The organism is Paenibacillus macerans (assembly GCF_900454495.1).
In the GTDB taxonomy this organism is placed as follows: Bacteria; Bacillota; Bacilli; order Paenibacillales; family Paenibacillaceae; genus Fontibacillus; species Fontibacillus macerans.
This window is the reverse complement of the sequence record NZ_UGSI01000001.1, coordinates 1,203,917-1,227,786: the sequence shown is the minus strand read 5'-3', so window position 1 is coordinate 1,227,786 and position 23,870 is coordinate 1,203,917. Positions and strand designations below refer to the sequence as shown.

The 23,870-nt window shown below is 57.4% G+C and carries 21 protein-coding genes; all 21 read right to left on the bottom strand.

Translation table 11 applies throughout. The annotated features are described in order from the left end of the window. Positions 1-2: 2 nt before the first annotated feature. The 21 genes from DYE26_RS05595 to DYE26_RS05500 all read right to left on the bottom strand — a co-directional run bounded on the left by DYE26_RS05595 (position 3) and on the right by DYE26_RS05500 (position 23,825). Positions 3-1,736, bottom strand: a complete 1,734-nt coding sequence (locus tag DYE26_RS05595; RefSeq protein WP_036622869.1) for an IucA/IucC family protein — start codon at positions 1,734-1,736, stop codon at positions 3-5. A 49-nt stretch (positions 1,737-1,785) separates the two neighbouring features. Beyond that, positions 1,786-3,168, bottom strand: coding sequence for a diaminobutyrate--2-oxoglutarate transaminase (locus DYE26_RS05590; RefSeq protein WP_036622868.1), 1,383 nt, complete (start codon positions 3,166-3,168; stop codon positions 1,786-1,788). 22 nt (positions 3,169-3,190) lie between these two features. After that, entirely contained in the window at positions 3,191-4,207 is a 1,017-nt protein-coding gene (locus DYE26_RS05585) for an ATP-grasp domain-containing protein (RefSeq protein WP_036622867.1), read from the bottom strand. Positions 4,208-5,081: 874 nt separating this feature from the next. Next, a complete protein-coding gene (locus DYE26_RS05580) occupies positions 5,082-5,864 on the bottom strand; it encodes an IucA/IucC family C-terminal-domain containing protein (RefSeq protein WP_036622866.1) in 783 nt (260 codons plus the stop codon). Next, positions 5,821-6,657 carry an ABC transporter ATP-binding protein gene (locus DYE26_RS05575; RefSeq protein WP_051985434.1) on the bottom strand — a complete coding sequence of 279 codons (837 nt, stop codon included), beginning with the start codon at positions 6,655-6,657 and terminating at the stop codon, positions 5,821-5,823. Before DYE26_RS05575 ends, DYE26_RS05580 begins: the two co-directional genes overlap by 44 nt. A gap of 58 nt (positions 6,658-6,715) precedes the next feature. After that, positions 6,716-7,759, bottom strand: coding sequence for a FecCD family ABC transporter permease (locus tag DYE26_RS05570; protein WP_036622865.1), 1,044 nt, complete (start codon positions 7,757-7,759; stop codon positions 6,716-6,718). After that, positions 7,756-8,769 carry a FecCD family ABC transporter permease gene (locus DYE26_RS05565; protein ID WP_036622864.1) on the bottom strand — a complete coding sequence of 338 codons (1,014 nt, stop codon included), beginning with the start codon at positions 8,767-8,769 and terminating at the stop codon, positions 7,756-7,758. Before DYE26_RS05565 ends, DYE26_RS05570 begins: the two co-directional genes overlap by 4 nt. Before the next feature lie 17 nt (positions 8,770-8,786). Beyond that, positions 8,787-9,815, bottom strand: coding sequence for an ABC transporter substrate-binding protein (locus DYE26_RS05560; RefSeq protein WP_036622863.1), 1,029 nt, complete (start codon positions 9,813-9,815; stop codon positions 8,787-8,789). A gap of 186 nt (positions 9,816-10,001) precedes the next feature. Further along, on the bottom strand, positions 10,002-11,975 hold the full coding sequence (locus DYE26_RS05555) for a putative Ig domain-containing protein (RefSeq protein WP_036622862.1): 1,974 nt from the start codon (positions 11,973-11,975) through the stop codon (positions 10,002-10,004). Between the two features lie 146 nt (positions 11,976-12,121). After that, positions 12,122-12,292: a hypothetical protein gene (locus DYE26_RS33310; protein WP_164815318.1), complete on the bottom strand. Its 171-nt coding sequence runs from the start codon at positions 12,290-12,292 to the stop codon at positions 12,122-12,124. Further along, on the bottom strand, positions 12,289-13,536 hold the full coding sequence (locus DYE26_RS05550) for an NAD(P)/FAD-dependent oxidoreductase (RefSeq protein WP_036622861.1): 1,248 nt from the start codon (positions 13,534-13,536) through the stop codon (positions 12,289-12,291). Before DYE26_RS05550 ends, DYE26_RS33310 begins: the two co-directional genes overlap by 4 nt. Next, entirely contained in the window at positions 13,533-13,811 is a 279-nt protein-coding gene (locus tag DYE26_RS05545; RefSeq protein ID WP_082208049.1) for a (2Fe-2S)-binding protein, read from the bottom strand. Before DYE26_RS05545 ends, DYE26_RS05550 begins: the two co-directional genes overlap by 4 nt. A 53-nt stretch (positions 13,812-13,864) precedes the next feature. Next, the gene (locus tag DYE26_RS05540) at positions 13,865-14,137 is read right to left on the bottom strand and encodes a (2Fe-2S)-binding protein (protein ID WP_036622859.1); all 273 of its coding nucleotides are present in this window, start codon (positions 14,135-14,137) and stop codon (positions 13,865-13,867) included. 293 nt (positions 14,138-14,430) lie between these two features. Beyond that, entirely contained in the window at positions 14,431-15,906 is a 1,476-nt protein-coding gene (locus tag DYE26_RS05535; protein ID WP_240534129.1) for an aldehyde dehydrogenase family protein, read from the bottom strand. Between the two features lie 762 nt (positions 15,907-16,668). Next, a complete protein-coding gene (locus DYE26_RS05530) occupies positions 16,669-17,556 on the bottom strand; it encodes a dihydrodipicolinate synthase family protein (protein ID WP_036622858.1) in 888 nt (295 codons plus the stop codon). A 51-nt stretch (positions 17,557-17,607) separates the two neighbouring features. After that, complete coding sequence (locus tag DYE26_RS05525) at positions 17,608-18,717, bottom strand: proline racemase family protein (protein WP_036622857.1); 1,110 nt, start codon at positions 18,715-18,717, stop codon at positions 17,608-17,610. Positions 18,718-18,789: 72 nt separating this feature from the next. After that, the gene (locus DYE26_RS05520) at positions 18,790-19,791 is read right to left on the bottom strand and encodes a proline racemase family protein (protein WP_036628125.1); all 1,002 of its coding nucleotides are present in this window, start codon (positions 19,789-19,791) and stop codon (positions 18,790-18,792) included. Between the two features lie 17 nt (positions 19,792-19,808). Then, positions 19,809-20,993 (bottom strand): NAD(P)/FAD-dependent oxidoreductase, encoded by a 1,185-nt coding sequence (locus DYE26_RS05515; RefSeq protein ID WP_036622856.1) that lies wholly within the window; start codon positions 20,991-20,993, stop codon positions 19,809-19,811. 42 nt (positions 20,994-21,035) lie between these two features. Next, positions 21,036-22,106 carry a M24 family metallopeptidase gene (locus tag DYE26_RS05510; protein WP_036622855.1) on the bottom strand — a complete coding sequence of 357 codons (1,071 nt, stop codon included), beginning with the start codon at positions 22,104-22,106 and terminating at the stop codon, positions 21,036-21,038. 58 nt (positions 22,107-22,164) lie between these two features. Then, on the bottom strand, positions 22,165-22,995 hold the full coding sequence (locus DYE26_RS05505) for a carbohydrate ABC transporter permease (RefSeq protein WP_036622854.1): 831 nt from the start codon (positions 22,993-22,995) through the stop codon (positions 22,165-22,167). 5 nt (positions 22,996-23,000) lie between these two features. Beyond that, positions 23,001-23,825, bottom strand: coding sequence for a carbohydrate ABC transporter permease (locus tag DYE26_RS05500; RefSeq protein ID WP_240534128.1), 825 nt, complete (start codon positions 23,823-23,825; stop codon positions 23,001-23,003). Between the last annotated feature and the right edge of the window lie 45 nt (positions 23,826-23,870).

Genomic DNA, 23,870 nt, shown 5'->3' with positions numbered 1-23,870 from the left:
TTTCACTCCTCCGTTTCTTGAATTAAATTGCCGACCGGCACATAAGCCGGCGCCTCGCCGCTTCCTTTTAGACAGCTCAGCATGTTCCGCTTGGCATAGAACGTACCTGCCGTAAGCAAGTGTTTCGCAAAAGCATTGCCGCTTCTCTCGTATGCCCGCCGGAGCGTTTCGCGCACGATCGTCCAGAAATGCGTTTCGGGAACGCCCGCATCCCTGGCCATGGCATGAATAAGCGAGCCGAGATGATTCACGATAAAATAGTACGATGTCCGCGCCCAGGCCTGCTCTCTTGAATAGAACAAAGGACCGGACAGCTCCTGTCCCCGGGCTGTCCCCAACCCTTCCGCCGCCCTGCCGATCTCGACGCTAACGCCTTCCAGATCGCGAATGATGAAGGCCTCCGGCATGCCGTCCCGCAAGGTCAGCAGCGTGTTCTGCAAATGGGCTTCAAAATGAATGCCCTTCTCCCACGCAACGCGCACGAGCGGCAGCAGCGACAGCTCCAGATAACGCGCAAACCAGCGGTCCGCCTGTCCGCTCCGTCCGAAGCCGCCCAGCATCGACGTCAGGCGCGAAGGCCTTCCCGGCTGCGGAGCTTCCGCCAGACTTGCCAGCACATAGGTGCATGCCGGATCAAATTCGATCGGACGGTAGACGATCGTAAACTGCCGGGTCAACTTCTCATCCGCAAACCGGCAGGTGCTAACGCCCGTCTCATAAGCGATCCGGGTAGGCGAATTTGGACCGAAACAGCCATGCCGCAGCAAATAGCGGGAGGCGTCAAGCGTCCTGCGCATCTGCTCATCGCTGTTGGTACGGATCAAATTGGTGATCTGCATGCTCAGGGACAGCTTGATATTGCAGTTCATGTCGGGCACATATACCGTACGTACGGAGGTCGTCGGATAGACAAGCGGCCCCAGGCTGCCGAGGGGAACCAATTTCCCTTCGCGGACATAATCCTGAACCTCGGACAGGCCCAGCACATGCTTGTATTGCCACGGATGAACCGGAAGCGGAGCGTATTCGCCGCTTTTGTCCCCAAGCGTATGCCGAAGATGCGCCTGCACGCTTTCATGCGGCGGTACTTTTTTGTCCTCCGCCACCCACTCGTCCCGGAATACATCCTTTCTTACGGCAAAATAACCGAGCCGAAACGAGGTGCGCAGCTCCGGACTGAACATTCGCACATCCCGCTCGGAAAATCCCCGCGAATTTTTGGGAAAGGGGTGGAACGGATGCCCGTAAATCAGCGATTGTTCCGAAGTCCGGTAGTCGAACACCTCAAGCTCCGCCGCCCGCTCGATAAACAGGGCGAGATTGCGGCAGCTGTTGTCCACCTTTTCCGCAAAACTGCGCGCCTGTTCGTCCGTGATCCGGTTATCATCTGCCGGCGCGCCTTCGCCTGTCCCCAAACCTTCGCTCGACAGCTCCCGGATGATCCATTGGACTAGTTCCCCGTATTCCACATGACCATTCGCTCCGTTTGCGCCGGACCGCCGAATGCTCTCGTATTCATGCTCTCCGGCGGCGGAATAATAGGCCAGCTTTCCAAAAACCGTAACCCCGCAGACCGGGAAAGCGACCGCATAGTCAAGCGTGTCCGCGTTCAGCGCAATGTCATCCTCCCTCTCCTGCGCCAGCTCCCGGATGTAGCAGTTAAGCAGCAGCTTGCACGTGTGCCGGTTCGCTTGTTCCAAGCTCTCGGAACGAAGCTTGCTCTCTATCTCCAGCAATGATGCCAACCTTCTTTCTCGATACGGATAAATTGGCCTGCTCCTTTTATCAGCAGGAGGCGAAAGCCGCGGGCGGTTCGGCCAGCGCTTCGGTCACCGATTTCTCGAAAATCGAAAGCACGTCCGCAGCTTCGCGTTCGGTGATCGTCAGCGGCGGCAGGAAGCGGATGACGGCGGAGCGGCGCCCGCCCACCTCCACAATCAAACCATTATTGAAGCAGCTCCGCTGAATGGCGGCGGCCAGTGCCCCATGCGGCGGATAGTGGCCCAAACGATCCCTGCGGCCGGCGGTGTCCACGATCTCCACCCCGATCATCAGGCCGCGGCCGCGAACATCGCCGATCGCCTCGCACCCGGCTTTCAGCGCGCCGAGCCCGGCCATGAACTGCTCGCTGCGTTGCTGCACATTGGCCAGCACACCCTGTTCGCGGATATAGCGCAGCGTCGCCAGCCCGGCGGCCATCGCCAGCTGGTTGCCGCGAAAGGTGCCGGTATGCGCCCCCGGCGGCCATACATCCAGCTCTTCCTTGTAGATGACAAGCGACATTGGCAGACTGCCGCCAACCGCTTTGGAACAGACGATCACGTCCGGGACGATCCCGGCATGCTCGAACGAAAACATGCGGCCCGTACGCCCGATCCCCGTTTGCACTTCGTCAATGATCAGCGGGATGCCCCTTTCGGCCGTGATGCGCCGCAGTTCCCTAAGCCATTCAAGATCGGCGGGGATCGCTCCTCCCTCGCCCTGCACCGTCTCCACAATGATGCCGCAAGGAGCGGCAATGCCATTTTCGCAGTCGTCGAGCAGGTTCTCAATATACTGCGCGCTCAGCTTGGCGGTCATGCCGCCGCCCATGCCGAACGGACAGCGGTATTCATAGGGGAAAGGAAGGAAATGCACATCCGGCAGCAGGCTCTGCAGATGCTCCTTTTTACTGAGATTGCCGCTCAGCGCCATCGCCGCCTGCGTCGACCCATGATAGCCGCCTTGAAAGGCAAGAACGGATCTGCCCCGGGTTGCGCTCTTCACCAGCTTGATCGCGGCTTCAACGGCGTCCGCCCCGGTCGGGCCGCAGAACTGGATTTTGCTGCTGTTCCTTAGTTCTTCGGGCAGAATCGAAAACAGTTCCTCCATAAAGGCCAGCTTGAGCGGCGTGGCCAGATCGAGGGTGTGAAGCGGAATTTGCTGTTCGAGCACGCCGCGAATCGCCTCCACCACGACCTCATGATTATGGCCCAGCGCCAGCGTGCCGGCGCCGGCCAGGCAGTCATAGTACATGCGGCCTTCCGTATCCGTCACCATCATTCCTTTTGCCCTGCTGATCACAAGCGGAAAATGCCGGGGGTACGCGCGCGCATTGGATTCCTTTTCTTCCTGCAGCCTTAAGTAATCGTTCTGATCGTTTTGGACATTATGGACCTTTACCGACATATCCTTCCAACGCTCCTTTGGTTTAGTTGTGGGATGCAGAAAGTGTTGTTTCAAACAAATATTCCAGGTACATGCGGGTGACATCGCGTGAAGCGCCTTCATACGAAAAAACGTGATACGCGAAATCAGGCAGGGCATTGACCTCCAGGATGCCGCCGGATGTCTTCGTTATGGGCCGGCCGATATCGGGGCAGCGCATATCGATGCCGGCGACATCAATCTGCAGCGTTCGCGCAGCCTCGATGGCCATTTCGGCGTTGGCCGGGCAGATGGAATCCGTGTGATCGGCGTAAATTTCGCTGATCTCGCCGGCCGGAGCATTGTGAAGATCAAACAGCTCCAGCCGCGCTCCCGCCGGAATAAGATCGTCAAGCGCCGCCCCCTGCTTGTCCAGCACCGCTTTCAGCCGCGGCGAATCCGCCTTGATTTCGGCAAACGCCTCCATTTCGCCGATGCTGCGCCGTCTGATTCTCGTTTCATTCAATCGCCGGATCAATTCCCTTACCGAGGAGGAGCCGTTTCCAATGACATAGGCAGGCCGGTATCCGGTGACCGCCGCCACCTTGCCGCCGATGACCAGAACGCGATAATCCGCCCCCGGCACAAATCGCTGAACCAGGATGCTCCCGCTGGATCGGCCGGCTCTTCGGATGGCTTCGACAAGCTGCTCCCTGGTCCGGACGTCCAGCGTGACGCCGGCGCTGCCGCTGGCATCAAGCGGCTTGACCACAACCGACGCGCTGGCCTCCAGAAACCGTGCGGCCTTCTCCCCCATCTCCGGCACCACGATAAACGGAGGCACCGGCAGCCCCCGGCGCTGCAGCAAATGGTTCGCCGCTTCTTTATTTTTCGCCAGCAGTCCGGCAATCAACGGCAGACGATGGGATCTCGTTTTGTTGATCACGATGCTCCTGCCCTGGCAAGTGAGCTCCAAAAAATCCTCGCACCCGGCGATAAGCTGGCGGCAGCCGATGCCCATCTCCTCGGCTTTGCTCATAATCAGCCGATTTTGTAAATTTTGGCTTTGCGCCCCGCGCAATGCAACCCCTCCCATCCCCGAAAAAGCCACGGTTGTTCCTCATGGTTCCGATAATATAAAAGCATCAATTTAATGATAATGATTATCAATATCATATGTAATTATCTTACAGGAGGTTTGTTTGAAATGTCAATTATAAACTTTTAAGGTAATTTAAGTTTTTTTCGCGCGTTCGGGGTTATAAACATTGTCGGAGTACAGGAGTGGAAAAAGGGTTTTTAAGCGAGAGGTGGAGAGGTATGAACTAGCCTATTTGGTCATTTTGGGGCAAATCAGGAAGCTATGGTCCGTTAGCACTTGCGTTGCATTCACTTTTGCTTATGATTTCCCGTAAAAGTTACCCGGGAATCTAACGGTTGCAACAGCGGCTATTTTCCGAAAAAAGACCTTTTCTGAAATCTAACGGTTATGAGCGACGTTAATTTCCTTAATTCAGGAAAAAAATAGCCGGGTATTAGTGAAATAAGCGCCATGGCAACCGTTACAATTTGAATTCAACGTTTTTGGAGCAAATAGCGCTTGTGGCAACCGTTAGAATATTTATGTGGCTATATAAGATGAACTGATAATTGAACGGAACAGGTCAGCCGTGTGAAATGTTCTTACGATCGCTGCCCGTTCCAGATTTCCATGATTCGGCAAATTCATACAAGGTAGAATCCCGCTATTTCAACTTCTATAAGAAAATGTATCTTGCCGGATCAGATTTAATGCAACCCTAGTGTATTTTCAGGAAATAAGGACTCTCCGGTCCCTTAGCCGCTTCAGCCTGGACCATCTCTCTTTGCTCCAGTGCCGTACAGCATGCCGCGCGTGCCTTGGGAGGCGGCACTAGCCCCGCAGGAAGAAGCGGCGCTCCCCGGCGCTTCCCATGTTAACGATTCCGTTTCGGGCATGTCGAGCAATAGTCGTGCGGCGTGTCCGACGTCAGATAATACAAGCAGCACGTTTTGCGCATGCGGATCGGGCTATCGGACTCAGCCTTGATCACTTTGGGGCTGTTGAATTTCTTGATCGGGTTGCGCGGTTCGCCGAAAAGACGCGGCGGCGCGTCATAGAGCAGGTAGCGGTAATCCTCCTCCATCCGCCGCTTTTGCTCGGGGCTGGCTCCTTCTTGCGTAAACTTTTTCTCATACAGCCAATAGACATAGATCGCCGTATTTTCCCATAACAACGCTTTGGAGATGCCGGCCGCTTTGGATATGGCGGTCCACACCCGGGACAAGTTTCCGGCAAACATCGTTTCAATCACCCGGTCGCGCCATTCGCTTCTCTGTCCCTCACCTGGCTCACTAACCTGCAGGTCCAAAAGCCTCGCTTTGGGCAGCCACGCCTGCTCCCGGTAGCTCGATTCGATCCAGCCGTTCTCCAAGGCCAAATTCAAGCCCTTGTTGAGGCAGGACATCGCATAGAGTCCGGGAGCGACGACAAGAAAGGCATACCGCTTGGCAAACAGCGAGACGGCGGCAAGCTCGGAATCGGTTTCGAAAATGCCTTTTACCCCGCGAAAATAGGCCAGGCTTTTCTCCGAATCCAGCAAGTCGGCAAACGGAATGGAGAAAGTCCGGTTAGGCGAAGAGTCCCGGGTTAACCGGTAGTCGGCGGCCAGGATTTCAAATTCTTCCGGTTGCAGCGAGTTGTCTGTAGTCTTGTTCATCTTGAATTTTTCTGCCCCTTCCGTGAGGTATGCATAAAGGTGTTCCAAACAGCGGATCGACGGCGATCTCGCAGTCCATCCGGAACACGGTCCGGACCATCTCCCGGGTCACGATATCCTCCGGTCTGCCCTGCGCGAACACGGTTTTGTTGTGGACCGCGACGATATGATGCGCGTAACGGCAGGCCAGATTCAGATCGTGCAGAACCATGACAATGGTGCGGCCTTCCCGCTCGTTCAGTTCAAACAGCAGATCGAGGACTTCAATCTGATGGCTCATGTCCAGGTACGTTGTCGGCTCGTCAAGCAGCAGCGTTTCCGTGCCCTGCGCGAGGGTCATGGCGATCCAGGCGCGCTGGCGCTGTCCTCCCGACAAGGCGTCCACCGGGCGGTCCGCCAGCTCCGACAGACGCGTGGACTCAAGCGCAAGCCGGACCATCCGCTCATCCTCGCGCGACCACTGCTTCAGCCAGCTTTGATGGGGATACCTCCCCTGCCGCACTAGCTGGCTCACCGTAAGCCCTTCCGGGGCGGATGGTCCTTGAGGCAAAATCGCCATTCGCCGGGAGACCTCTTTGGCAGGAAGCTTGGCAATCTCTTCCCCGTTCAGCAGCACCGTGCCCGACCTGGGTCTGAGCAACCGGGCGATGGTGCGCAGCAATGTCGATTTGCCGCAGCCGTTGCTGCCGATCAGCACCGTGATTTTTCCTTTGGGAATCGCCAGATTCAGGTTGTCGATCACAGGCTCCGTGCCATAAGAAATGGTCAAGTCCTTTGCTTCCAAGATGCTCACGGTTTCTCCTCCTTCTTCATGAGGTTGTTCAAAAAGCCATCCGGCTTTTTGAACGCAATTAAAATTGATTTCTGTTCTTAAACAGGAGGTACAGGAAAAACGGCGCCCCAATCCCCGCGGTGAACACCCCTGCCGGGACGTCCAGCGGAAGAAACGCCGTGCGTCCGACCAAGTCGGCGCCGAATACAAGCAGCGCGCCGGTCAGCGCCGACACGAGCAGCAGGCCGCCGAACATCCGTCCCGCCAGTTTTCGGGCGATATGCGGCGCGATCAATCCGGCGAAACCAAGCGTGCCGGCCACGGCAACCGCAAAACCGGCGAGCAGGACGCTGCACAGCAGCAGCGCAAAGCGGTGGCGCTCAACGGTGACGCCGAGTCCGGTGGCCAGGTCGTCCCCGAATTCCTGCGCGTTCAAACTGCGGGCCAGCCAAAGCGCAAGCGGTACGACGAGCAAAATAACCGGAATTATCGTATAAACATCCGTCCATGAAGCGCCATACACGCTGCCTGTCAGCCAAATATACGCTTGCCCGGCGGTATAAAACGGACTGATGATCAGCATAAACGTCGTGCCGGCGCTGGTGATGGCCGAAATGCCGACGCCGATCAACACGAGGCGGATCGGCGCGACCCCGGCCTTCCAGGCAAGCGCATAGATGACCATCGAGGTCACCAATGCTCCGGCAACCGCAAAGGCCGGCAACAGCTTGATGCTGACCGCCCCGCCCAGCAGCGTCACAAACCCGACGGCAACAGCCGCCGCGCCTCCCGTGATGCCGATGACATCCGGAGAAGCCAAGGGATTGCGGATCACTCCTTGCAAAATGGCGCCGGACATGCCGAGCGCGGCTCCGACCAGCAGGGACAGCAGCACCCGCGGCAGCCGCAGCGTAAGTACTACAAAATCATACTCCCCTGCATTCAGTCCCAGAATCGTCCGCAGCACTTCCAGGGGCGAAATCACATCGCTGCCTAGGCTTGTGCCAAGCACAGCGGCGAGCAGGACGAGAAGAACCAGCACGGCGATGACAAGCACCGCTCTCCTCTCCACCTGCAGGGATACCGCTTCCTTCTTGCTGCGGAAGATAAACGTTCCTCTCATATCTTCGTCACCCCCTTGCGGGCAATGTAGACGAAGAACGGTCCGCCAATCAGGGCGGTCATGATCCCAAGCGGGAGTTCCTCCGGCAGGATGATCAGCCGCGCGGTCACATCGGCCAACAACAGCAGCACCGCTCCGCCTATGAGCGAGTAAGGAATAAGCCAGCGGTAGTCATTCCCGACCCATGTGCGCATAATATGGGGCACGACGAGTCCGACAAGACCGATGGAGCCGGCTACGGCCACGGCACCCCCGGCGAGCAGCACGGTTGCGGCGCCCATGGCCGTCTTGACCAGCACGACGTTTTGCCCCATGCCTTTAGCGATATCATCGCCGGTCAACAGCAGATTGATCGCCCGGCCCATAAACAGCGCGGCCAAAGCTCCCGCGGCCATATACGGCAGAACGGGATACAGCATCTCCAGCGTGCGGCCGCTGACGGAGCCGGCCAGCCAGAACAGCACCTCCTGCAGACCGGTCCCGTCCAGAACGAGCACCGCCTGCGTGAAGGACGAGAACAAGGCGGTAATCGCCGTCCCGGCCAGCACAACCTTGATTGGGGTCAAGCCGTCCCGCCCGATGGAGCCAAGCGCATACACGACGGCCGCCGCAATGGCAGCCCCGGTAAAGCCAAACCACATCATCGTATTTAATGATGAGACCGACAGCACCACACTTGCAAGCACGATAAAAAATATCGCCCCGGCATTGATGCCAAACACGCTTGGAGAAGCGAGCGGATTACGTGTCAACGCTTGCATGAGCGCACCCGCAACCGCCAGGCTGGCGCCGACAACGGCGGCGATCACCGTCCGGGGCAGCCGCTCGGTACGGAGCACGATATGCGGGGTGGATTCTCCATCATAATGTTTGAACGCTTCCACCGCCGTGGAAACCGTAATTTCCGTGCGGCCGTAAATCATGCTCGCGGCACCCGCCGCAGCCAGCAGCACCAGCAACGCCGCCAGCCCTAAAATCTTGGATTTCCCTTGTGCAAACAGGGGCAACATGTCCTCACTCTTTCCCCTTAGTTCAGTTTGAAATACTCATACAGACCATCGAGCAAAAGGTTGGCCGACTTGTAACCGCCCCCGAGGTTCCATATTACCTCATCCACCTGGACAAACTGGTTGTTTTTGACCGCATCCAGATTGGCCCACAGCTTGCTTTTTGTCCATTCCTCGTAATTCTTCTGGACGGCTTCACCATCCGCACTGTAATTGAAGTTAAAGATCATGTCCGCATTCATATCCGGAATGCCTTCCTTCGAGGCAAGCTCGACGCCCCAGATATCTTCGTCATGACCCGGAGGTCTTGTAAAGCCAAGCTCTTGCAAAATTTGGCCGGCGTAACCCATATAGTAAATCCGCACCTGATCGGCTCTGAAATTGGTGATCGTAGCTTCAATCGGCAGGCGATCGCCCATCTTCTCTTTAAAGTCGGCCACTCTCGCCTCCCAATCGGACAATAGCTGATCGGACTTGTCTTCAAGGTTCAACGCCGTGCCCGCCGTTTTCAGCGTTTCCTTCCAGTCGTACAGCGTCTCCAGCATCACGGTCGGCGCGATTTGGGACAACTGCTCATAAATGTCCTCATGCCGCGTCTTATTGGCGATAATCAGATCGGGCTTAAGCTTATGTATTTCCTCCAGGTTCGGCTGAGTCTCCTGCCCGACGAGGGGCACGCCTTCCACATCGGCCCGCAAATATTCATAGACAGGCTGCTGCGCCCAGGATTCGACCACTCCGGCCGGCTTCACCCCCAGCGCAACCACGACATCGTTCGCCCCTTGGAACAGGGTGACGACTTTTTGCGGTGTTCCCTTAATCTCGGTTTCCCCCATCGCATGTTTAATGATCCGCGTCTCTTCCCCCGCACTGCTATCCGCTCCGCCGTTTGCGGCGCTGCCCGCATCCGCGCTGGCGCCCGCCGCCTGGCTCGTATTTGCCGTTCCTTCCGCCGCCCCGCCGGCGGCTCCGCAGCCTGCCAACATCGTAAAGATCAACACAAGCGCAATATGGCTGAAAAATGATTTGTTGTTGAACTTGAACAACATTGTTTTCTCCCCCATTACACTCTAAATGATAATGAATATCAATATCAGCTAGATTGTAATGGAGGTTGGAATATTATTCAAGTGTTATTTCAAATTTTTATTATAAAAACACGAGCCGCAAGGGCATTTTCTCCCCCGCAGCTCGCCAAACTCGATATGCCTGCTATTCGCCCGATCAAATCAACACTAAGCAGGCTCCCCAATCACCTTCCATTGCTGGATGCCGGTTGACGCGGCGGCCTTTGCCTTCATCGTTAACCGGATTTTCGTCGTTGTCACCGGGTCGAAGGCGGTCACATTATACCGATCCGGAAGCACACCATATGCGGATGGGTTCGGCACCTGCACCCAAGCATTTCCGTTCCAGTACTGCAGGTAAAAAGACTCCGGCAGATCGATCCCCTGATTATCGTCAAACCAGTACACTTCGCTGGACGAGATCTTATACGGACGGTTGAAGTCATATTGAACCCACTGCTCGGTTCCGGGGTTATCCCAGTTGCCGTACACCGGGTGTCCACGGTCCGCCGAGCTTTCCGGTTCGTACTCGTCATTCAGCCCGGCCAGGCTTTCCCAAGGGGATACGTAGGAGGTGGAGGCCGTTCCATTGACGGCTACATTTTCTGTCGGGGCTCCTCCCTGTCCGACGTTGATGGTGAATTGTTTTTGCACCGGGGTACCCTTTTCATCGTAATCGCGAAGCTGCACAGTAAACCGGTAGCTTCCTTGGGCATTACCGGATACGGTTCCTTTGATTTCGCCGGTAAAGCGGTCCAAGCTCAGACCTCCGGGCAACGAGCCTTGCGTAATCGTCCAATCGTAGAAAGGAACCCCGCCCTCGGCCTGCAGCTTCAGTGCGTAATTCCCTCCCGGCGTTGCGTTAGGAATAGAGATATTTTTGATGGACGGACTCAGGAAAGGCGTCAGCTCGCGATTTAATTTCCAGCCCGCTTTTTCCGCAATCAGCAAGGCCAGTTTGGTCAGCATCCAGCGCTTATTGTCGTGAAAAAGATGGTTATATCCGCCGTTCTGGCCGCTGAGCCGATCCCAATACTGCTGATCACCGGGAATATGGTAGCTATTGTCCAGCGGTACAGGAACGCCTTGGTAGTCTATAATATTGTCCGCCGTTCTCCAGCCGCCGCGCTCGTAGGCCGCCATCCCTTGCCAGCTATCGGAATACGCGACCGCGTGGCCAAACTCGTGCATGATCAGGCCGTAAACGTCCGTGCGCGTACCCGACATTTCCGACAGGTACCATTCCTCGTCATTTAGCGAAGTAAACGGCGTCGCGGTATCGTAAAAATCGAGGATCGTTAGCAAGGAACGATGGATATTCCCCGGTACGGTCACTCCGCCCCGCTTGTGATATTGTCCGTTGTTCGCCGGTCCGCCGGTCGAGTAGGGGCCGTTGAGTCCTCTAAGGTAGATCCACATTCCGTTGTAAGGCTCGTTGTTGGTTGCGGCGACATGCCCGTTGAAGCCATCCTCCGGCAGCCAGGTCGTTTCCGCGTTGGCCGGAACGGTATCGAACGGCTCCATATCGAAGAAATAGAACCAATCTTTAATTGCCTGCTCACCGGCTGCACGGATCGCCGGATTGCTGAAATAGGGCTGAACCGTGTCATATCTGTAATCGAATTTAAGCGGCAGCTCCGGCTCCCTGTTATCGTCCTGATCCAGGACGCGAATCGGAGTGGTTTGCGTGCGGGAGGCGCCATTCGCGCCGGTCACCGTCAATTCCAGCGTGTAATGTTCGATTTCGCCGTTTCCGCCGATCCGGTCCGGTTGGATCTCAAGGTAAAAAGGCTTGCGCTCGCCGGAGTTTTGGAACGACAGCGTCTTGGCCGCCCCGTTTGCGCTAAAAGTGCTGGGACGGTCCAACATCAATCTGGAGCTGCCTTTGGCCTTAATGTTTATGGTCAAAGGATAAGCGGCGTTCCGCGGCGGAACAAGCGTTAGTTTGACAAAAGGATTGGCGATATACCCTTGCCAGTCCACCAGCTCCACGCCGTAATTGTTCAGGGTTCTCCCGAAAATATCGACAATTTCCGCCTGATCGTCAAGCTGCTGCGGCTCCGCCGGCTCGGCGGCGGCCGGTAAAGCGAATAAGGAAACCGTTAACAGAATGCTCATCCATAATGAGACCCATCTTTTCATCCTTTATCCCCTTCCTTGTTTATAGCTCAACCTAAAAATACGGCGGTTAACGGCCGGCTCTAGCTGCTGCCTTGGCTAACCGTCATCCCTCAAAAATAGCGGCACTTTATGATCTTATTGTCCGGAGCCAGGCCTGATCATCCCCGTTAGCGGCGTTTTTTGTCCTTATTTTCCTGTGAATGGCGCAGGGGCGCGGGCATTTCCTTGCGACGGGAGAATATAGCGGCATAAAATGCCTCTATTTCTTTCAAATGCACGGATATCGCCGGAATAACGTCATTTTTTGTGCTTATGTTTTTCTCTTGAGCTTCGTTCATTTGCTCATTGAACCCCCCACTTCAGCCCGCAGGAACCCAGCGTATTGCTTATAAACCCGCTCTCTGGCATCAGCGATGCCCGGCTGAAATTGAATCAACGCGGAGGAGCGCACGCGCCGGACTTGCTGCGCCGCTTCAAGCAGCTTGCTTTCCCTGCGGGTTCCCAATACGCCCGCATCGCCGCATACGGCCGCGGCGGCCAGCCGCCCCTGGGCCATAGCCACCAGCGCGCTTTCGATCCCGGTAATATTGCCGGCGACATACAAGCCTTTCACCGGGGTTTGCAATTGCTCATTGTGAAGCGGAATATGGCCGCCCAGCTCCGGTACATGCACAAATGGGCACCCGGCCACCGCGGCCAATTCCGCCAGCGGATATAATCCCCCCGCCAGCGCCGCGAAATCCACCCGCTCCTCCCGCTCGCTGCCGGGGATGACCTCGCCGGTTCCGGTTACATCCGCCAACGTTACGGATTCCACTCGGTCCGTACCGTTAATGGATATGGCCGCCGTACGCAGCAGTAACGGAATATCCCATATTTTCATCCCGCTGCGGGGGAAAAACCGGGCCGCCGGCCCCACGATCCCTAAGCTGCCCGCGATCTTTCCGCCGATTCGCAGCAGCGGCGAAGGCGCCAGATGGGCGAGGCCCATCAGCTTCGCCAAAACGGCCTTGGGCGAGGCGTCTTCGCCGGACAAGGGACCCGGCCCGGGCAGCACAATCCCGGCGATCGGCACTCCGCTGACCGCTAGCTCCCGGGCGATCGCCATGGCAAGCGTGTTAACGCCGATAATTAGGCCGCGCCGGCCGGGCTTCACGTAGTGCACATTGGCCAGCACCTGGGCCGCGCCGATCGACATCACGCCGGGCAGCGTCCAGCCGGGGCAGGGCCGGGGAATTTCGGCGGCGCCCGTAGCGAGCAGGACGTTTGCGGCCGCCAACGCTCCGCCGGTCGTTCTAACCACCCAGCGGTCATCCTGCCTGGCCATACCGTAAACGGATATGCCGCAGCGGATTTCAACCCCCAGGGCAGCGCATTTTTCCAGCAGTTGCTCAGCTTCCCGCCGGCCTACCCACCAGTGCCCTTTTTCCTCGTGAAACTGGCCCAGCATACGCCCGCCCGGTTCGGGGAACTCATCCAGCACGACTACGCCGAGCCCATGGCCGGCCGCTTCGGCCGCGGCCGACAATCCCGCTGGACCGGCGCCGACGATCAGCAGGTCGAATAGCGGGGACTTCGTCACGGCCGTTTCCTCCCCGTTATTTCATTGGGCAGCCGCCGCCCCTCGGAAATGCGCATCCCCGCCTCCAGCGGGGTAAGGCAGGAGCGCACCGGCCCCTTGCCTTCCACATCCAGCCGGCATTCCATACAATGGCCGATGGCGCAGTACAGCCCGCGGGGACTGCCGGATTCCTCGTGCCTGCGTAAAATGCGAATCCCGCCGGCTAGCAAAGCGGCGGCGATCGGCTCCCCTTGCCGTCCCGTCAATACCTTGCCGTTAAATGTAAAACTCACCATTTTACCCGGCGTTTTCTGCGGACCCAGAATCGGGTGGTCTATGATCCGTTCCACTATTCTCCCCCCCTTGCCAGTTGGCCGAAAGTGACGGGCCGGATCGGCGGGCGGCAGGCCAGCAGCTCGGCATCGCGGGAGGACTCGGGATCTTTTGCGTGAATCCAGGTTTCCAGCAGGTTCCTGCATACCCGGCCCTGGCAAGCGCCCATCGCGGCCCGCGTCTTCATCTTCAGTTGCCGGGAGGTACGGCATCCCGACGCATAGGCCGCCTCCAATTGTTCCAGCGTCACTTCTTCGCAGCGGCAAATCACCGTGGATCGTCGTTGCATATCGTAAGCCTCCTAAAAAGTCCGTGTTCAAAAGTCAGGTTTTGAGCACCAAGAAGGTTGGATGAAGCTAGGGACGAAAGGAGCGAAGCGTACGTTTTGGGTACGTGAGCACCGGAAGGCCCGGCTGAATTCAAGATTCGACGCCCGATCCGCTTCTTGTCCTGCTCCGTGATAGAAAAACTCTATCGATGAACAATCAAAGAAGACAGGCCGCCTTAAGATGAAGTTTTTCTTGCGATTTAAGGAAGAATATCTCCGGTGGCTATTCATTCTTAAATCTTCAAAAGATGACCCTAAAAATAACGAATAGCGCAGGTCTTCAGCTCTGTGTAGAAATCCAGGGCGGCTTGCCCCTGTTCGCGCGAGTGCGAGCTGGACAGCTTCATGCCGCCAAACGGGGCCTGATACTCGACGCCCGCCGTCTCCTGATTAACGCGGACCATTCCGGCCCGGGCTTCGTCGAGGAACCGGTGAGCAAAGGACAAATCCCGGGTGAATAAAGAAGCGCTCAAGCCGTAAACGGACTGATTGCACAAAGCGACGGCCTCCTTGAAATCGGACGCTTCCAGCACCACGGCGACCGGTCCGAAAATCTCCTCCTGAATCAGCGGATGCTCCGCGTTCAAGCCCGCCGCCACCAGCGGCCGAATGTAGTAGCCTTCCCGGTCCTCCGCCGCTGCCGGACCTTGAGCCAGGATTTCGGCATGCTCCCAAGCCAGCTGCACATAGGAATTCACCGTTTCGTATTGGCCTGCCGAAGCTACCGGTCCCAGGTAAGCCTCCGGGTCAAGGGCCGGGGCCAGCTTGAGCCTGGATACCGCTTGCGTCAACGCTTCGGTAAACGAATCGTAAATCCCGGATTCCACGATGATGCGGCTGGTCGCCGTGCATTTCTGGCCCGCCGAGCGGAAAGCGCCGCTGACGATTAGGGGCACGGTATGCTCCAGATCGGCGTCGCTTAGCACCACGGCGGCATTTTTGCCGCCCATTTCTGTTTGATATTTGATGTTGCGTTTGGCGCAGGTCTCGGCGATGTGCGTGCCGGTGGCCGTGGAGCCGGTAAAGCTGACCGCGTCCAAAGCGATTTGCTCCAGCAGCGGACCGCCGATTTTACCGCCTTTGCCGACGACCAGATTGACGACACCGGGCGTAAGTCCGGCTTCGGCGAAAATTTCCGCCAGCCTGGTCGCGGTCAAAGAAGCGGACTCGGCCGGTTTCCAGATCACCGTGTTGCCGCAGATCAGCGCCGGCGCTATTTTCCATAGCGGAATGGCCACGGGAAAATTCCAGGGGGTGATAATTCCTACCACCCCAAGCGGCACCTTCCGGCTATACTGCAAAACATCCGGCTCGCTGGAAGGGATCACCGCCCCGCTCGCCCGTACTCCTTCTGCGGCATAGTAACGCAGCAGGTTTACGCCGCGCATGACTTCGCCGCGCATTTCCGTAATCGGCTTGCCCATCTCCATGCTGGCGAGACGGGCCACCTCGGCCGCCCTCGCCTCCAAAGCGGCCGCCAGCCGGTGCAAATGCTCGCCTCTTGCGGCCCCCGTCAAGCGGGACCAGGAAGCGTATGCCGAACGTGCCGCCTGCTCCGCCTGTCTGACATGCGAAGCGTCGGATAAATGAAGCACGCCTACTTCCTCGCGGATGTCGGACGGATTAACCACGGCGCACTCCCCTGCCGCAGGGACGATCCATTCTCCACCGATCCAATTTCGGCTGTGTACCATTGACGATTTTGACGATTCTTCCTGTTTCAAGCTCATTCCAAGCTCCCTTCTTTTGTTTCCTTTTTGGACGCTTCCTTTTTGGACTCAACCCAGAAATCGGCGCTTGGCTGTAAAGTCAGTTGGCTATCCATTCGTTTTGAGTTAACGGCTCTGCATCCCGGTTCTTCAGTCTTTCGCTAACGGTTGTAACCTGCGCTTAATCAGCCGAAAAGACGAGATTCATTATCTGACGGTTGCACCCGCGCTTATTTGGGTGAAAAAGGGGCGAACCTTTGAGATAAGCCAAAATAAGCTCTGTCGCAACACTAGCGTTGCATTAAATCTGACGGGATACATTTTCTCGCCACCGCTCTAACGGTTGCCACAGCCGCTATTTGCTCCAATATCGCCGTTTTCAAATTCTAACGGTTGCCATAGCGCTTATTTAGCTTAAACCCGGCGATTTGGGCTCAGATTAGAGCAGATAACCGCGCTCACAACCGTTAAAATTTAGAAAGGGGCTTTATTGGCAAAATAGCGACTGATACAACCGTTAGATTTCTGGCGTGATCTCAAATGGAATTGCGGGCAAGGTGTACCAGAGATTTTGTGCAGGCGTTAATGCAACGCCAGTGCTGTCGCAACCGTTAAATTTGGTTTCCCCTGCATTTTGTCGACTTAGCGGCGCTCACAACCTTTGGAATGACGCCGGCCTTGCTTGGAGGGGCTGTGCCGTCCTGATATCAAACGCCGCTTTTGCCTTTGCTCCCATTTTTGTGCCGATTCCTTCTTAATGCCCCTTGTTCGTGCGACTGCCGGTTAATTGGCCGGTTGTTTATGGCAGGTCGCCTGCTCAAACGCTTGTTTAATCACCTCGCAATCGGCCTCCGGCAAAGGCAGGCGCGGCGGGCGGGTCGGCCCGGCCGGGAATCCGGCCAGCTCCATCATGTACTTGATCGACTGGACGAGCTGGGGGCTGGCGTCGAAGTGAAGCAGCGGGAGCAGCCGGCGGTACAGCTCGGTTGCTTCCCGGACCTTGCCTTGTCTGGCCAGGCCGAACAGTTCCACGCCTTCCTGCGGCAAAGCGTTCGGCACCCCGGAGATCCAGCCTGTCGCTCCGAACAGCGCCCCCTCCATGGCCAAATCGTCGACGCCGATCATCACTTCCAAATCCGTATAGGCCAAAATATCGTGAACGCGGCGGATGTCGCCGGAAAACTCTTTGACGGCCACTATATGCTCAAGCCCGGAAAGTTTGGCCAGCAGCTGCGGGGTCAAGTCGACCTTGTAATCATGCGGATTATTGTAGGCGATAATCGGCAGCCCCACCTCGTTGAGCGCCTCATAATGGGCGATGACCTCATGCTCCAGCGGCCGGTAGTTGATCGGCGGCAGCGCCATCACGCCGGCAGCCCCCGCTTCCTTCGCATGCTTCACCCACTCGACGGCCTGCCGCGTAGAAGGCGCGGCGGACCCAGGCACCACCGGCACCCGCCCGGCCGCGGCCGCGATCACGGTTTCCACAACCTTGGCCCGCTCTTCGCCGGTCATGGTCGCGTATTCCCCCAGTGAGCCGGCTGGAACCAGACCGTTCACCCCTTGTGAAATCAGCCAGTCGCAAAGCTCGGCCAAACGCTTGTAGTCCACCTCGCAGCTGGCGGTAAACGGCGTGACGATGGCCACGTAAACTCCTTCAAATCTAGGCATAACGCGCTTTCTCCCCTCGCTTTTCATTTATTCATGTAATGAAATATTAATCTAATTAAGGATGAAACCTTCAGGCAGCGGATCGGCCGGATCCAGCAAAAAATTCATAAAACCTAAGACATGGGCGGTTCCCGTAAACCGCGGGATAACGGCCCTGCGGCCGGAAGCCGCCGTTTCCCCGGCAATGCTCCCGACCGCTTGGGCGCCGGTGATCCCCTCGTAGACGACCTGCTGGCCCCGCGCCAGCAATCCGCGGGAATAGAGTACCGCCAAATGAGCGCAAACCCCGGCTCCGCCCGGCGACCGGTCCAGCTGTTCTCCGGCGAATACAGCCGCGCTCCGGTAGACGATCCCGGACGAATCACGGTCATCGGGCCGATCATCAGCCCTGGCTTTAAGACGGGACTCAAGACGGGTTTCAACGTGGGTTTCAACGTGGGTTTCACAGCGGCCATCGTACTCAGCTTCCCTCCGATAAAAAAACACGCCGTAAATCTTCCCATTCCAGTCCGCCAGCGGATGTTCGACTTGCAGCCGCCCTTCCGCCGCCTCGCGGATCAGCCGCGCCCATTCCCGCAGCTTGGGCAGCGGATATCCCCCGCTTACGCCGGCGAGCAAGGAAGAAGCATCGGCAACGGCGTACATCTCGCCGCTGAAGGCGATATCGACCCTTACCTCCGCGCCTTCAACATTCACCCGAAAGGGCGCGGCCCAAACGAAGCTCGGAACCGATTCGACCATAACCAAGCGGACTTCTCCGCCTTCGCAATCGGCAACCGCACGAACCGTTCCCGCCGGGCAATCGATCAGAATACCCGCGGCGGCCTTGGAAGGCTCCAACTGCCCTGTGGCGGTCCAGGCCGCAACCGCGGCGATAATCCCGTGGCCGCTGATGGCCGTAAGGCCCTCCTGATCCAGGAACAGCAGGCCGAACCGCGCTTCCTTCGTCACCGGCGCCGTAACGACCGCCCCGGTCATCGCCCCGTGCCCCCGCGGCTCAGCCAGCAGCAGCTTCCTTACGGCATCGAAGTTCCGCCGGAAAAACTCCGCCCTCTCCCGCAGCGATGCTCCTTCCAGCGGCGGCAAGCCGCCGGTGACGATCCTAAGCGGCTCGCCGCCGGAATGCGTGTCGATCGCCGCATACCAATTTTTCATTCTCATGTACACCGGCCCCCGAACCCATTAGAGAGTAGTTCAAAAAATCTGACATCCTGACTTTTTGAACTCGAACTATCAAAGCAGAAAAAATCCCCGATTCAGCTCATCCCGAGCTTGTAAAACAAACTGGTGAAAGCCGGTCACCCAAGCCGCCCCGGAGATTTGCGGTATAACCGCCGGCAGGCCGCCTACCATCGTTTCTTCCACAATCTTGGCTCGGAACAGCGAGCCCACGATGCTCTCGTGGACAAATTCCTCCCCTTTCGCCAGTTCTCCCTTGGCGTGAAGCACGGCGACCTTGGCCGAAGTTCCCGTCCCGCACGGTGAACGGTCGATCCCCCCGGGAGGCACAACCACGGTATTCCGGCAGTGGGCCGACGGCGATACCGGATCGCCGTAGAACTCGATATGGGTAAGCCCGCGAATGACCGGGATTTCCGGATGCACCACCTCAACCTGGCGATTCACGGCCTCGCGGATCTTGACGGCCAACCCTATGATTTCCGAGCCCTGGCCGGGAACCAGGGGAAGGCGAAGCGGCCGCGCGTCGACCAGTCCGTAAAAATTGCCGCCATACGCAATGTCCATGGAGATTTCGCCTAGCCCTTCGACATCTACCAACACATCCCTTTTGTACAAAAAAGAGGCGATATTCGTGAACGTTACCTGCTTCACCTTCCCGTCCTCGATCTCCAGCCTCGCTTCCACAAGACCCGCCGGGGTGTCGAGCCGGATGACGTCTTGACTGTCAGGATAAATTCCCCCCTCAATCAGCGCGGTGCAAAGGCCGATCGTATCATGTCCGCACATCGGCAAGTATCCGCCGGTTTCCATAAACACCACCCCGATGTCGGCCCGCTCGTCGCAAGGCGGGGTCAAAATACAGCCGGACATCACCTCATGTCCCCGCGGCTCAAACATCAGCGCGGTGCGGAAATCGTCGTAATGCTCGGACATGTAAACCATCTTTTCCGTCATCGTCCTTCCGATCAGCTCCGGCGCTCCGCCGGTCACGGTGCGGGTCGGATTCCCGCCCGTATGGGTATCGATCGTGCTCACCAGCTTGGAAAATCCCATACTCATAACACCACCTCCTAATGGCGGGCAACAGAGCGGCGAAAACGGTCATAACGGAGCGGCTCGACCGGGATGCACGTCTCGGCGCCGCTTAACATTTCGCTCATCACCTTCCCCGTAACCGCGGCCAGGCTGATGCCGTCCCCTTCATGTCCTGCCGCCACATAAAATCCGGGGACTTCGTCGACGGCGGAAACGATCGGCAAATGATCGGCCGTCCAGGGACGCAAGCCCGCGTACGTCCGCAGCAGCGGGATCCGCTCCAGCACGGGAAAGAAGCGGATCGCCCGTTCCGCAATCAGCCGGATCACCTCCTGGTCGACGCGGCTGTCTTCCCCCGCGAATTGGCGGCTGGAGCCGATCAGGAAGTTTTGCGAAGCGGTCGGTTCGAACACGAGCGCGATGCCGTACTGTTCGAACCTCGGGTCCACCTTGCGCGTTCCGCCGAATTTGCTGATCAAATAGCCGAATTCCATCACTTTCCGCTTCCCGATGCTCTCCCAGCGGGAGGCGACGAGAATGTGGCCCTTGCGGGGTTCGATCGGAATATCTATCCCGGCCATTAGCCCGATCCGCTTCGCCCATACCCCGGCGGCGTTAATGACAAATTTCGCGCGGATCGTCCCGTCGGAGGTTTCCACCCCGCGAATTCCGCGCTTCTCATCCAGCAGCAGCGCCGTCACGGGCGTATGGGTTCGCAGCCTTGCTCCATGGCGGCGGGCGGTGGAAGCAAGCGAATAGGTTAAGAGGACCGGGTTCACCGTAGAATCCGTGGCGCATTCCAACCCGCCCGGCAAATCGTCCGCCAGAAAGGGCCACTCCTCCCGCAGGTCCTGCCGGTCCAGCATGCGAAAAGGAAGGCCCGCTTCCCGCTGGCGCGCAACCCAGCTCTCGGCGGCCTGTATCTCTTCATCGGTCTCGCACACGAGGATGCTGCCGGGGGCCCGGTATTCGAATTCTTCATCAAGCTCCCGGGCCCACTCCGCCACTAACTGCTGCGATTTCAGGGACATTTGGCTGTCAAAGCCGGGGTCCTTGTCGATCGCCAAAATATTGCCGTCGCATTTGGACGAGGTGCCCCCGGCGATTTCGCCGCGCTCGACCACGATCACGTCCATGCCGGCTTTCGCCGCATAATAGGCGATGGACATGCCGATGATCCCGCCGCCGATGACAACGACTTCCGCAGCCACCGAATTCATGAACGCAGTCCTCCTTCTTTTACAGAGGTTGTTGAACCCGCATTATAAGACGATCAGTTCTTTGCTTGATTTCGTCAGCACTTCAATGCCGGTCTCCGTCACGAGAATGTCATCCTCAATGCGGACGCCGCCGAAATCGGGGATATAAATCCCGGGCTCCACCGTCAGGATCGCCCCCGGCTCGAGCACGTCCTCCGTTTTTTGCGAAAACCGCATCGGCTCGTGGATTTCCAAACCAAAGGCGTGACCGAGGCCATGGCCGAAATAGTCGCCGTACCCGTAGCCGGCGATACAATCCCTGGCCAGCGCATCGCCTTCCTTCCCCGTCATCCCCGGTTTGAGCCCCTCCAGGGCGGTCCGGTTGGCCTCCAGCACGATCCGGTAGATCTCCTGATGGCGCTCCGTAGGCTCGCCGATAAAGACAGTCCGCGTTAAATCGGAACAATATCCTTCGTAGTTCGCCCCGAAATCGAGGGTTACGAACTCATTGACGCCAAGCGGCTTGTCGCTGGCCAATCCGTGCGGCAGCGCGGAGCGCACGCCGGAAGCGACGATCGTGGGATACGCCGACGAAATCGCCCCGTTTTTGCGCATGAAGTATTCCAGCTCCGCAGCCGCCTCCCGTTCGGTAACGCCCGGCTTCATAAAGCCCAAAATATAGTCGAAAGCCTTTTCCGTAATCTCGATCGCCCGCCGGATATGCGCCTGCTCCCGCTCGTCTTTGATGCCGCGTTGCTGTTCGACGATATTGTCCGTCGGCACCAACTCGAATCCCTGAAAACACTTTTCATATGCCTCATATCCCGCGTAGGTCACGTGATTTTTCTCGAACCCTAATTTCGCAACGCCGGCCCCGGCCAGTTTCTCCCGGATCAGTTCAAGCGGGTCGCCCGCCGCCTGTACAACTTCGTATTCACGAGCCTGCTGGGACGCCTGGCTGGTATAACGAAAATCGGTCACCAGCAAGGCCCGGTCCTGCGTAATCACCACCGTGCCGGCGGTGCCGGTGAAGCCGGTAACATATCTGCGGTTATAGGGGCTTGCGATCAATAGTCCGTCGATCCCCTGCCGCTTGAGCGCTGCCCGTACCTTTTCAAGACGCTGTGCTTCCATGGATTGCACCCTCCCTCTCATCTTTTCAGACCGAACCTCATACGCATGCATCCTGCGTTCAGCCTTTCATCCCGGTCAACGTAATGCCTTCGATAAAATAACGCTGCCCAATAAAAAACACGATGATCACCGGCAAAATCACCACGGTCGAAGCAGCCATCAGCAAGTGCCACTGCGCGCTGTGCAGCGATTGAAACATTTGCAGTCCCAGCGCCATCGTAAATTTGCTTTCCTCATTTAAGTACACCAGCGGACCCATAAAATCGTTCCACGAATTCATGAAGGAAAACAAACCGATGACGATCAGCGGCGGCTTCGACAAAGGAATGATGATCCGGGAAAAAACCGTCCACGGACCGGCCCCGTCCATAAAAGCGGCTTCGTCCAAATCCCGCGGGATGCCGGCATAAAACTGCCTTAACAGAAAAATGTCGAAGGCCGAGCCGAACCACACCGGCAGGATGAGCGGGACGTAAGTGTTAATCAGATCGGCCAGCTTCCAGCCGATAAAGGTCGGAATCAGCGTGACCGCACTGGGCAGCATCATGCTCGACAGCAGCAGCCCGAAGAAGAACTTTTTGCCCGGCCAGCTTAACCTGGCGTAGCTGTAAGCCCCAAGCGAACTGCTGATCAGCGCTCCGGCCAAGCAGCCGATGGTGATGGTTAACGTGTTGCGGAAAAAACGGAAGAAATCGATCGTCGTCAAGGCTTCCACATAGTTCTGCAAGCGAAAGGGCGAAGGTATCCACCTTGGCGGCATTTCAAAAATTTGCAGCGAACTCATCATCGAACTGCGGACCAGCCAAAATAACGGCAATAGACAAAAGCAGGCTCCTAAAATGAGGATCGTGTAAACGGTCAGCTGCGAGATTCTGCGGCTTCTACGCATAGGCGCTACACCTCGCTTTCATAGAACACCCAGGATTTGGATGTGCGGAAGAAGATGACCGTGACCAGCAGGATGATCATAAAGAGAATCCAGGCAATCGCCGACGCCTGCCCCATTTCCCCGAATTGAAACGCCTGCCGGTAAATGTAGTAGTTATAGAACAGACTGGCATTGTTGGGCCCGCCCTGGGTCATAATCAGCGCCTCGGTAAACACCTGAAAAGCTCCGATCGAGCCCATGATCAGATTGAAGAATATAATCGGCGTCATCATCGGAATCGTGATATGCCGGAACTTCCGGAGCGGACCGGCGCCATCGACGATGGCCGCTTCGTACAAGGACCTCGGCACGCCCTGCAGGCCCGCCAGGAAAATAATGATCGTGCTCCCCATCCCCCACGGGCTCATCAGCACGATGGAAGGAACCACGGTGGTTTCGGAATACAGCCAATCGAGCGTCGGTAGGTTCAAGGCTTCCAGGAAGCTGTTGAACAGGCCCAGATCCGGGCTAAACAGCCAAATCCAAATCATCGAGGACGCCACCGCGGGCACGATGGCCGGCAAATAATAGATCGTGCGGAACACGGATTTGCCGCGGATAAACTCCATGTTCAGCAGAAACGCAACGATAAACGAAAAGACCAGTCCGAGCGGAACGCGGAGCGCGACATATTTGAAGGTGACCCATAGCGAGTTGTAAAAATATTGATCCGTGCCGTCGAACAGCCGCGTATAATTCGCCAGCCCGATGAATTTGGGCGCATTTACGATCCGGTAATCCGTAAAGCTGAGCAAAAGACTGGCGAGCATCGGCAAAATGACGAACAGCATCAGCCCGCAGATACTGGGCAGGGCGAACAGGATGCCTGCTAAAGC